The sequence below is a fragment of the Vibrio sp. Y176 genome, assembly GCF_033438945.1.
Genome location: NZ_JAWOQS010000001.1, coordinates 189,456 through 201,894 on the forward strand (window position 1 = coordinate 189,456; position 12,439 = coordinate 201,894).

General features: G+C 42.8%; 8 protein-coding genes. 4 read left to right on the forward strand and 4 right to left on the reverse strand.

What is annotated here, in order from left to right:
- Positions 1 to 4: 4 nt before the first annotated feature.
- From R7O13_RS00935 to R7O13_RS00950, 4 genes are all read left to right on the forward strand, one after another.
- A complete protein-coding gene (locus R7O13_RS00935) occupies positions 5 to 3,163 on the forward strand; it encodes an efflux RND transporter permease subunit (protein ID WP_318302737.1) in 3,159 nt (1,052 codons plus the stop codon).
- A gap of 324 nt (positions 3,164 to 3,487) precedes the next feature.
- Positions 3,488 to 3,754: a hypothetical protein gene (locus R7O13_RS00940; RefSeq protein WP_054574537.1), complete on the forward strand. Its 267-nt coding sequence runs from the start codon at positions 3,488 to 3,490 to the stop codon at positions 3,752 to 3,754.
- 395 nt (positions 3,755 to 4,149) lie between these two features.
- Positions 4,150 to 4,998, forward strand: a complete 849-nt coding sequence (locus R7O13_RS00945) for a DNAase (RefSeq protein ID WP_213898019.1) — start codon at positions 4,150 to 4,152, stop codon at positions 4,996 to 4,998.
- A gap of 170 nt (positions 4,999 to 5,168) precedes the next feature.
- Entirely contained in the window at positions 5,169 to 6,008 is an 840-nt protein-coding gene (locus tag R7O13_RS00950; protein ID WP_318302738.1) for a DNAase, read from the forward strand.
- A 507-nt stretch (positions 6,009 to 6,515) separates the two neighbouring features.
- On the opposite strand, the gene R7O13_RS00955 is transcribed toward R7O13_RS00950, so the two are convergent.
- The 4 genes from R7O13_RS00955 to R7O13_RS00970 form a co-directional block, all read right to left on the reverse strand.
- A complete protein-coding gene (locus R7O13_RS00955; protein WP_318302739.1) occupies positions 6,516 to 9,617 on the reverse strand; it encodes an efflux RND transporter permease subunit in 3,102 nt (1,033 codons plus the stop codon).
- Positions 9,614 to 10,942, reverse strand: coding sequence for an HlyD family secretion protein (locus tag R7O13_RS00960; protein WP_318302740.1), 1,329 nt, complete (start codon positions 10,940 to 10,942; stop codon positions 9,614 to 9,616). The genes R7O13_RS00955 and R7O13_RS00960 overlap by 4 nt, the downstream gene beginning before the upstream one ends.
- Positions 10,929 to 11,585, reverse strand: coding sequence for a TetR/AcrR family transcriptional regulator (locus R7O13_RS00965; RefSeq protein ID WP_025767986.1), 657 nt, complete (start codon positions 11,583 to 11,585; stop codon positions 10,929 to 10,931). The genes R7O13_RS00960 and R7O13_RS00965 overlap by 14 nt, the downstream gene beginning before the upstream one ends.
- Before the next feature lie 192 nt (positions 11,586 to 11,777).
- Positions 11,778 to 12,437, reverse strand: coding sequence for an HAD family hydrolase (locus R7O13_RS00970; RefSeq protein ID WP_005373864.1), 660 nt, complete (start codon positions 12,435 to 12,437; stop codon positions 11,778 to 11,780).
- Positions 12,438 to 12,439: the final 2 nt, after the last annotated feature.

Genomic DNA, 12,439 nt, shown 5'->3' on the forward strand with positions numbered 1-12,439 from the left:
TGTCATGGAAGATACTAAACAAAAGGGCTTAATTGCCTATTTTGCGAATAACCCCGTCGCTGCCAACCTTTTGATGGTGTTCATCATTATCATGGGTGTGGTGAGCTTTCTCTTTATTCAAAGGCAGATGTTTCCGAATATTGAGGTGAACTACATTGATGTTCGTGCGACTTATCCTGGCGCTTCTCCTCAAGAGATAGAAGAGAGTATTCTCGTTAAGGTCGAGGAATCGATTAAAGACGTCACCGGGATTAAAAAAGCAGTCTCAACGGCCTCTAGAGGTAGCGCGTATGTTTCCATCGAGGTAGACGTTAATGCCGATATCAAGCGTGTCTTAGATGATGTAAACCAACGTATTGATACCTTGTCTAACTTACCAGCGGGTATGGAACCAATCAATGTCTACCAAGTTGAATGGCGCCAAGATGTAATCGAAATGGGGTTAGTTGGGGACCGACCGCTCGAGGAGCTTAAACCGATTGCTAAGCAAATCGAAGATGAATTACTTCAGTTAGAAAACGTCATGCTGGTGTATCTGAGTGCGCCAGAAGAAGAAATAGCGATTGAAGTTGACCCACTTGTTCTTCGTAAATACGACCTGACGTTGAGCGGTATCAGCAGCGCGATCAGCCGTTACTCAGCCAACTTTTCTGCGGGCGAAGTAAAAACAAACTCAGGGATGATTGCAGTAAGGATTGAAAACCAATACTACCGTGGTGATGAGTTTAGAAATATTCCTGTAAAGCTTGGCGCAAATGGTGCGAAGGTTTTACTGCAAGATATCGCCACGATCAAAGATGGCTTTACGGAAGAAGAGCGCTATTTTGAATACTCAGGGCAAAATGCGATCTACATGTCTGTTGAAGCCACTCGTGATCAGAACATTATCCCTGTTGCACAGTCCGTTCGTAATTATATTGAAGCAAAAAACAAGACATTGCCGCAGGATGTTAAGCTCAAAGTCTTAGTTGATACGACTTATTATTTAAATGGGCGTCTCGACATGATGTTGAAAAACTTGCTGCAAGGCGCTGCATTAGTCGCGATTATGCTGACCATTTTCCTACGTTTCCGCTTGGCTATGTGGGTAATGATTGGGCTACCTGTCTGTTTCCTCGGTGCTGTAATGATGATGCCAGCTTTGGGTATTACAGTGAACATCGTCTCGCTGTTTGCTTTCATCATGGTGCTCGGAATTGTGGTGGATGACGCCATCGTCATGGGAGAAAGTGCGTACAGTGAAATCGAAGAAAAGGGCGGCGGTGTCGAGAACGTGGTACGCGGTGTCAAACGTGTTGCTACGCCAGCGACATTTGGTGTTCTGACAACGATTGCAGTATTCGCACCATTCTTGCTTTCGAGTGGTATTGATAGCGCTTTCTTTTACGGCATTGCTGGTGTCGTGATTCTGTGTTTGATCTTCAGTTTGATTGAATCGAAGCTGATCCTTCCTGCACACCTTGCGCATACTCATTTTAAGCCAGTTAAACCAGGTGGTTGGCGTGACCGATTTAACCAACGTTTTTTTGGTTTTGTAAATGGTCCATATCGGAACTTTGTAACAACATGCACCCATTGGCGCTGGACAGTGTTTGCGGTGTTCTGTGGTTTACTGCTGATCAGCGCGGCTTTGATCAACGCGAATTATGTTCGGGTGATCCCTAACCCTAAAGTGCCGACTGACTATCCTGCGATCACTATTGAAATGAATGATACCGTTTCAAGTGAGCAGACAATCAGTGCACTCAAGACTATTGAACGTGTCATGCAAAAGATCGAATCTGAGACCATTGCAGAACATGGTCAAGGAATGATTCGTGATGTGCTGTCGTACAACAGAAGCCGCACCGAAGGTCGTGTATTAGTACCTCTGGTTGATGAAGAGTTACGCCCGTTCAATACATTTGAACTGGCTCGACGTTGGCGTGAAGCTATGCCTGTTATTCCAGGTATGAAGAGCATCAAAATCCGCGAGCAGAGTGCGGGTGGTGGTGACAGAGATGAGTTTGGCTACTTGTTGTTTGGTTCTAACATCAATGAGCTCAACGAGGCTGGGCGTTACTTGATAGAGCGTTTACAGCTGGAAGAAGGGTTATATGATATTTCATCTTCTATTGATTCTGGAAGCAAAGAAGTACTCCTGTCTCTTGCGCCTGTAGCGTACGATCTCGGTCTGGATCTCACCATGATCGCAGAGCAAGTTGGTGGCAGCTTTTATGGTGGCGAAGCACAGCGCATTATTCGTGATGGTGAAGAAATTAAAGTTATGGTGCGTTACCCGCAACTGACGCGTGAAGCATTCTCATCATTGCGTTACGCCGTGATTACAACACCAGCAGGTAAGAAGGTCATGCTAGGTGATGTGGTGAAGATCAACGAGCAGCCGGGCGTGAGTAGCATTCGACGTGAAGGCGGGTATCAAACCGTTTATGTCTATGGTTCGATAGACGAAGAATTGGTTGAACCTCAAGAAATCGTGAAGGTCATTGACGACAATATCTTACCGGATATGAAGCAAGCGTTCTCGAGTGTGAAAACAGAATTGGGTGGTGATATTGAAGAGCAGGCTGCGCAGCGTAATGAACAGATTTTGTTCTTTATTGCAGGTATGATCATCGTCTACATCTTGTTAGCTGTACCGTTAAAAAGTTATACCCAACCTTTGATTGTAATGTCCGTCATTCCGTTTAGTCTGACGGGGGCGATTTGGGGCCATTTCTGGCTAGGTTTAGACATCAGTATGATGTCGACATTTGGTTTGATCGCCGCTGCTGGCGTGGTTATCAACGACTCTCTGGTTATGACAGATTACGTAAACCAAGTGAGAGAAAGGGGTATGAACATCAAACAAGCGGTTGTTGAGGCGGGTTGTGCTCGTTTTCGAGCTATCACGCTCACCTCAATAACGACGTTTGCGGGTGTATTGCCGATAATGTTTGAAACGAGTTTGCAGGCGCGTTTTGTCATACCGATGGCTGTCGCTTTGGGCTTTGCGGTGTTGTACGCAACGGTTCTGACTTTAGTGTTGGTGCCTTGTTTGTATTTAATGCTTGAAGATATTAAAAATATTTTCAGATCGATTAAGAGGTTTATCCATCGTTTGATTAATCGTTTCAGAAAGTCGCCAGTGACGTCGAGCGTTGAAGCAAGCGTATCGAGTTAACAAGCTTGGTATTAACGATTAGGAGCAGCCTTCGGGCTGCTTTTTTGTTTCCGCATTTTGATTCAAAGCGATTTTTTAGTGGGCAGTTACGTAATTATCTGATGAGAAAACTGCCTGACAAAGCATTTCTAATGTGTATGTTTCTAATGTTTTAAATTCGTATGGTTAATTTGACGCTTGGTTAGCGAAATTTACCAGACGAAGATAACGTTGAATATGAGGGTTTGTTTAAGTTGTTGAAAAATAACAAAATAAAAGTTGGCATCGTATGTGCAATATATAAATTGTAATTAAAATTAACTGCTAATCCTCAAGGAGCTTATTATGAAAAGCGTATTTCTATCTACTCTAAGTCTTATTGCTGTAATGTCATCACCAATCGCTGCTGCTAACACTTTAGACAAAGAGGAGTGGAGCTCAGATTTACGTCAGGACTTATCTGAGATGAAACATGAAGCTATAGCAGATATTCAGCAAATGAACATGGATGCCATTCACGCACGTGATGAGCGTATCGTGAAAAACATTAAAGATGAGCAAGAACAGTTAGTAAAGGTAACGTGCCACAAAGAGAAAGCAAGCAAGTCATAAACGCCGATAAAAGAGACTAACAGACGAAAATGAATCCAATACGAGTTCGGTGTTAGTTAGCAGTAAGCACTGACCTTGTTGCTCTACTTGCCAGCCTTTTAAGGCTGGCTTTTTTGTTTCTCATTTCATGGGTGGAGATCAGATCCTCAAGCCTATTATCAATAGTTGGCGTGTTTGATGAGCTATTGCTGGATGGAGCGGATGTAACTTTTAAAAGTGTAGATTTCAGTAAAGTGGAGGTGATGTTAGATATTTAAAATTTTGAAAAGATCCGATCTCCTTTTTGACCTTCATAATACCTTAGTATGTGGCTTACCTTTACTTGAATTAGAACTCATATTGCAGGCGTTCGTTTAAAGGTATTGATGCATATTTGAAGAGTAAGAGATAGACATATGAGTTTTATTAAAATGTGTAAAGATGGTTTTAGAGGAAAGCCGGATTTCTCTGACTTATTACATAATGCGTTCCAGATAGATGACTTAGTGCTGTCATTTGAGTGTCCGAACAACATATATGAAGGACATGTATACCAGGATCTTGTTAATTTAGAACAGTTCGATGTTGAATCAAAAATAGAGAGGCATGAAAGGTTTGTAAAGTTAGCTACGGTATATTTTTTGTTTCAGAAGAAAATATTAAACCCTTTGCTTTCTATTAACAAACAAGGTGGGTTATATATTAGGCTACGGGTTAAATCTACTGGAGAAGATATTGATAATATTAGTCAATTGTCCTCATTTTTAGAGAGAGAATATTATGATTTTTATCATGCCCCGGAGCAAAGTGAAGGCTCTATGAGGGGGTATCATACAGACTTGATGAAAGAATTGACTAAGCGTGCGAATAAACAATGGGGAGAAATTCCAGAAAGTGAAGACCGAAAAAGAGAAAAAGAAGAATATTTAATTAGAGGTTTCTTAAGTGGTTATCCACCAATAAAGTGTGAGATAGTTGAAGTTGGAAAAAACAAATACTCAAAATACTCAGAAGGTAATCTTAAGTATAAGAGTGAATTACGAAGAGTATACAATTTACCCATAAAAAATGAATTCTACCTGAGCATCGAGTTTTGGTATAAGTACGAATCGATGTTTGCTAAGCAGAAGTTTTTAGATTGGGTGAGAAGTGCGGATGAAACCTTTGAAAAAAAAGTATTGGAATTACTGGATTTGTCTCCGCTCATCGACTCGTATACAGCCAAAGCAGTAAAGGGATTGAACGAAAAAACTAAGGCTGAGTAACACAGCGTCAGTGTCAAGAAAAGCTAGCAAAGTATGTAGCCATGAGAGAAAAATGAATCAAATTGGATGTCTATTTACCTTTGTACGCCATGGCGCATATAAAGCCAATGGATTTAGTATAGAGCTTATCACAAATATCAATACATATTTAAATAACAAGAGATATAAATATGAATTTTATCAAAATCTTTAAAGATGGCTTTCGAGGAAAGCCAGATTTTGCAAACTTGTTACATAATGTATTCCAGATAGATGACTTAGTGCTGTCATTTGAGTGTCCGAACAACATATATGAAGGACATGTATACCAAGATTTTATTGAATTACAACGGTTCAATATTGATTCAAAAGTAGAGCGGCATGAAAAGTTTATAAAATTGGCCACGATTTATTTCTCTTTTCAAAATAAAATAATAAATCCACTATTACCAATCAATAAACAAGGTGGTTTATATATTCGGTTAAGGATTAAATCTTCAGATAAATATATTACTAGTGTTAATGAACTATCTTCATTTATAGAGAAAGAGTACATGGATTTTTATCATGCTGTAGAGTCACCTGACGGCTCTCGAAAAGGTGATCATACAGAGTTGATGAATGATGCCATTGCGTACGCAAATCATCGTTGGGGAATGGACCCGATAAACGAAGAAAAAAAGAGAGCGAAAGAAGAGTTCCTTGTAGGAGAGTTTCTTCGTGGTTACCCTCCAATCAAATGCCAAGATATCAAGATTGGTGAAAATACATTTTCAAAATATGTAGAAGGAAATTTGGAGTATAAAAAAGACTATCGAAGAGTGTACAATTTGCCTATCAAAAATGAGTTTTACTTTAGTATTGAATTTTTATATGAAATCGAGCCTATGTTTGCTCAAAAAAAGTTTTTAGATTGGGTAAGACACGCGGATGAAATCTTTGAAAAAAATGTTTTAGAGTTGCTAGCACTGTCTCCGCTTATTGATTCACATACTACCTCCAAATCCGAAAGGTTGACAAAAAAAAGTTGATCCAGAGCGTTCATACTTAACTTAAAGAAAAAAGCCCGCGAAGAATGCTTTCACGGGCGAAAAAAGGGCACCAAATTGGGTGTCTATTCATTTTGGAGGTGGTCGAACGTCCATATAAAACTGACAATAGGCTTGGTGAGAGGCTTACCACCAGCGCGACCAACGAGGCTAAAGTTAACATTGTTGTAATGATTGTTAAAATGTTAATTCTTCAATCAATGTTTTCATTATCGTGAGTTTAAATTGTGAATGTGTTGCCTACGTGTATTTTTACTCTGTGAAATTCCGTTTTTGACAATAAGACATATTATAAATCTTGTGTTGGTTATTTGATTTGGTTATATAAAACTCAACATACTTAATCCTTAACTGTTCATATTCACACTTAATGAGACACAATAACCCTCTGTTTGTTAAGTGATTGTGTGTTTTTTAACGTGTTGGTATTGAACGAAAAGCGACCTAATCCGCTCTTGTTCATTTTGATAAGTTTACTTATCAGTCGTTTTAGATTTCTTCGTGCTTATGGACTAGGCCGAAGTCAGCTAAAATGGCATACGCAGCAGGGATCATAAACAACACCAGCAGAGTGGATGCGAAAATACCAAACACGATGGAGATAACCAGTGGTTGGATAACCTGTGCTTGCAAACTGGTTTCAGTCAGTAACGGAAGCAAACCTGCTGCAGTGGTCATTGATGTTAGGAATACTGCTCTAAAGCGTTCCCGACTGGCTTTGACTACCGAGTCATGCACATTATCCCCTTCATCCACATGATGGCGTATGTACTGAACTAACAGAATCGAGTCATTCACCACAATCCCCGCTAATGAGACGAAGCCCATCATACTTGGCATACTCAACGAGTGACCGAGTAGGATGTGTCCCCATACCACGCCAATAAAGGCGAGGGGAATCGCAAGCATGACGACGAATGGTTCCAAATAACTGCGGAATTGGTAACTCAGAATCGCAAACACGCCAAACAAACCAAGCAAGAAGCCTTTACCCATTGATGCCCCAGTTTCAGCGGTATCTTTGGCTTCGCCTTCAAAATCAAAGCGAAGACCAGGATACTTTTGCATAAGCTTTGGTGCTTCATCTTGTTGGAACTGACGAATAATGGCGGTTGAGTTGGCTTTCGTATTGTCGATATCGCCGAATATACTCACTGTGCGCAAGCCATCAATGCGCTGGATTCTTACGTAATTACGCTGGAAATCCAAAGTTGCAATGGTTGCGAGGGGGATTTGACTGCCATCGGACAAGATAATCGGAAAGTTTGCCAATTGCTGTAAGTCACCGGCTTGTGCTTTATCGAGGCGAACTTCGATTGAAATGTTTTCTACCCCAACTTGGATCTCGTCTGCGGTTTGGCCAAAGAAAGCTGCACGCAATTGATTGGCGATGAGTTGGCCGTTAATCCCGTAAGCTTCTGCGCCCGGACGCAGTTTTACCAAGACTTCTTCTTTACCCATACGCATGTCATCCAACACGCCATGGACACCGTCAAACTCATTTAAGTATTGTTGAATGTCGATAGAGGCGGCTTTGAGCGCATCCAGTTCATCATGCTTCGCTCGAATTTCAATCGCTCGTCCACCCGGCCCCATGGTCGGTTGTTTAAATACCAGCGAGATAGGATCGGCAAGTTCACCAATGTCTTCACGCCATGCATCGATAAATTCATCGATGAGTGTGTTACGACTCTCGGCGCCCAGCAAATCCAGACGTACCGTGGCAATGTGAGGGCCAGATTCATTCGCGTCGGCGTTAGCGTTGAATTGACTGGTAATGTGTAGAACCAATGGATTGCCGTCTTCCACTTTCTCTGTCCATTCTTTATCTAGCTTTTGAGCGGAAGCGACGATCTTATCGACGACAGCTTCCGTTTGAGACAGAGAAGAACCCGGAGGAAGAATAATACGCGCTTCTGCAATGTCGCCATCCAATTCAGGGAAGGGTTGGAACTTGAGTAAACCACCTACTAACGTGGCCGCGGAGATAAGAAGCAAGGCAACCACGCCACCCATAAAGGCATAGCGATACTCGACCACTTTATCTACTGCGTTGACCAAGGTGGTGTTGCGGAAGTTTTCAAAAGAAGCGAGCAGCTTTTGTTTGAACTTCGGTGTTTTTCGCTCTTGCTTTTGTTTATGTAGCGAATGAGAAAGGTGGTTAGGTAGGATCAAGAAGGCTTCCACCAAACTCAAACTCAAAACGAGGATCAGAACTTGAGGAACTGCTTTAAGTACCGCACCCATTTCACCTTGCAGGAATAACAAGCTACCAAAAATACACACCGTAGTTAGGAAGGAAGAAATTACCCCTGGCAGTACCTTTTTCACTCCTTTGATAACGGCATCATCGATCTCTTCTCCTCGGTCGAGGTGAGCGGCAATCGATTCGGCAATAACGATGGCGTCATCCATCATGATACCGATGGCCATGAGTAACCCGACCAAAGACATGATGTTGATGGACAGGCCAAGTTGCGCCATCAAAAATAACCCACCCAAGAAGGCAACGGGCAAACCAGCCGCGACCCAAAAAGAGTAGCGAAAACTAAAGAACAACCACATGGTGGCGAAAACCAGAATGATACCTTGCCAACCGTTTTTGACCATCATGGTCAGGCGATCCCAAAGCACGGATGAAAGGTCATTAGTCATTTGTAGCATCACACCGTCTGGCGCGATGGCTTGTTGTTCTTGGACAAATTGAGCAACACGTTCTTTAATGCGCAGTGCATCGTCTTCTTTGTTTTTGCTGACTTTTAGTAGGGCAGAAGGGTGACCATCAAAGAGGACTTTCTGTTCGTCCAATTCAAATCGGTCGGTAATCGTCGCAATGTCTCTTAGACGGATGATTGATCCATTTGGACCAGAGCCCACGACGATAGTCTCAAGCTCTTCTGGCGTCACGCGTCGTTCGTCAAAGCGGATCAGAAAGTTCTTATCTGGCGTTTCGACATTACCACTTGGCAACTTGACGTTCTGACGACCAATCTGCTCAGCAATATCACCAACACTCAAGCCAAGTTGTCGAATAGCTTGAGTATCTAATTCTACTCGGTATTGGTGGTCAGAGAAGCCAGCAACTTCAACCAAAGACACATCGTAATCGAGCTTTAATGTGCGCTTTAGTTGTTCTGCGTAAGCTTTTAACTCTGGCCATGTGGTGTCTGCGGTGATCGCGACATCCACAACTGGCTCATTCCAATCCAACTCTTGGACTACGGGAGACTCAATTTCTTGTGGGAAGTCATTAATCGAGTTGATTTGAGTTTGAACGTCGACCAGCATACGGCCGATGTCGGCTTCTTCATTCAGTTTTAAGATAAGACGTGCAGAGCCTTCAATCGCTTCACATTGCGTTTCTTCAATGTTAGCAAGGCCATCAACAGCATCTTCCATTCGGACACAGATACTCTCTTCGACTTCTTGAGGGGAAGCGCCGGGGTAAACCACACCAGCTAGGATGTAGGGCGGATCAAACTCAGGAAAGGTTTCCCGCTTAATCGTGGAAAGTGAAGATATCCCCAATATCAACAGCGTTAGCATCAGCAAATTGGCTGCTGTTGGGTGCTTGGCGAAGAATCGGATCATGAATCAGACTCCTCAACAGTGGCTTCTGACTGTTCAGGTGATTCTTTCAATAGCATGCCGTTAATCGCAGGCAGCAAATCGTTGATGATCAGCTTTTGGCCTTGCTCCAATTCGCCATCGATCACCACTTGGTTATTGCGACGATATAACACTTCAACCGTGACGACTTGCAGACGATTGTCATCGCCCATCAGGTAAATCTTATTGCCATGAAGCGCACGCTCTGGGATGACCCAACTCGGGTTCTCTTGTCCCTCAATCAAGGCACGCACAAACATGCCGTTCACCAATGGAGGCGCAGACGTTGGGTTTAATGCACGGTAGTCTTGTTCAATTTCCAGAATCACACCGGCAGTCGCTTGGCTTGGATCAACCGTTTCACTGATGCGTGCAACTTTCGCAGGCCAGCTTGCAGAGAGGTTACCGCTGCTGAGTTCAATGTTGGCATGAATCGCATTCATATCAGGTTGTGGAATACCAGATTCATCGCGGACAAACTCACCGATGCTCGCCGCCAAAGTTTGCATGTCATGAATGGATAGTTGAGCTTCCACTTCCATGACATCAATACCATGTCCTGTCACCATGGTTTGTTGGAGGTTAACCACTTGCTTTTTCTCAATTTCTACGTCAGCAATACGCAAATCGTAAGGAAGCGTGATGATGGTTTTATCAAGCGAGCGTTCGGCCTCATCCACTTTTGATGCATTAACTTTAACTAGGGCTTCCGCGACTCGTTTCTCATCCGGCATCAAACCAATTTGATTTTCAATATCCAGTACTAACTTACGTTGAGAGAGCGCGCTTTGCTCTTGCTGATCTACATCCGATTGCGAGGTTAAGCCTTTCTTACGTAGGTTTTGTTTACGGTCTAACTCTTTGTTGGCGATAACCAGACGGTTGGCTTCTATCTTGAGTGTGCTTTTGAGATTCGCTTCTTCTTGGTTCAGCTTAGCCAGAGAGGTTTGAGCAGATTTGAGATCGGCTTGAGCTTGAACCAGTTTCAACTCGTAATCGAGTGGGTCGATTCGCAAGATTTCCGTTCCTGCTTGCAGCACTTGTCCTTTTTCCAGTTGCGGATGACGGTAAACCACTTTACCGGTCACTTCGGCTATCGCTTTCCATTCAACTTTCGGTGCGATTTTACCAAAGCCAATAGCAACAGGTGCAATCGCTTTCAGCTCAAGTGGAATCGTCTCGACCAACCGTGCACGATCTCCAGCGGGTTTTACGGGCAAATCTGGTTTGAGGCTAATCGCCAAAAACAGAATGACGACCCCCACCGCAAGAGCAGGAAAGAACAGCAGCTTTTTATTTATCTTCATATTGGTCGCCCGAGTCTAAAAATCCATGTTTCATCAGTTGTATGTTGTGTTCGAATAATCGGTTCAAGAAGGCTTCAGAAAGTTCAATGCCATGAATGGCGAGCAGTGCTGGTGGTGCCATAAAAGGAAACACCATCAAGCTGATGTAAGAGACGCGACAAAGTTGAGGGTCGGCGTCTTTTCGTAAAACGCCACTGTCAATCAACTTATCAAAGATCACGCCTTGCATTGGCTTGCTGATATCTGCGAAGACTTTTTCGAGCAGTTTGCGTTGGGTTTCCGATGGGGGCATATGCATAACTTGGGCAACTAAGCGTGGGAACTGTGGTACCTTGATCATTTCGCGGTAGTAGGTACGCATTAGATCGAGAAAGTTTTGCTCGTTACTGTTGGATACCAACGTCTGCATCTGCTTTTGCATCGGTGACAGTGTTTCGCGCAACATGGTCTCGAACAAGCCTTCTTTGTTGCCAAAGTAGTAACGAATCATCGCCACGTTCACGCCTGCTTTCTGCGCGACTAGGCGAGTAGAGACCTTGTCATAAGCCATAATGGTGAAGAGTTCGCGCGCGTGGAAAATCAGTTTTTCCCGTGCGTCGATATTATCTGTGGGTCTTCCCGCCCTTCGATGCGCTTCCGTCACAATCTTCTCTCAAAATATTAAACATTTGATTAATTATAAGACGCTGATTTCTCATGCGACATGTGAAAAATTAATCAGTATTTAATCAAGTGATTAATTTGTGATGAAGAGAAGTAAAAAAGAGCAGAAAGAACTGCTCTTTGAACAAATAGAAAAGTATTTACTTAGGAAGAACGGCCTTTTGAGGCTAGATCACCCCCAACTTAACACACTCCAATTCGGTCTGTTGGCGTGTTCTTTTAGTTGTGGGCATGGATTTACCAGATAAGCGTAGTTCGCGTATTCACAAAGCGGTAAATCGTTGATTGAATCGGTATAGAAATGGATTTCGGAATAAGGCTCAGGCTGATTTTCTAGCCACTGTTTTAATCGCGTGACTTTGCCTTCACGATAACTCGGAATACCGTCGATTTCAGCAGTATAACGGTTGTTTTTCTCGATTAAATCAATTCCGAGTGCGGTTGGAATATTAAGACGGCGACCAACGGCTTCCACCAAAAAAGTGACGCTGGCAGAGATGATAACCATATCTATACCATCACGAGACAGTTGCTCAATCAGGGTTTTGGCTTGAGGAAACTGTTTAGCCAGAATATGGCTTTCAACACATTCTTCAACCAAGGCGTTTACTTCTTCAATCGGCATGTTTTCTAGTGGCTTCATGGAGAACGCTAGGTAATCTTCCATGTCCATTTTGCCTTCAGAGTACAAGGCCATTAGACGCTGATCTTCCATAATAAATAAAGGATCAGTCGCGATGCCTCTATCAACCATAAACTCGTTCCAAATCATTGCGCAGTCAGCGTTTATTAGGGTTTCATCCATATCAAAAACATACAAAGGTTTGGACATGT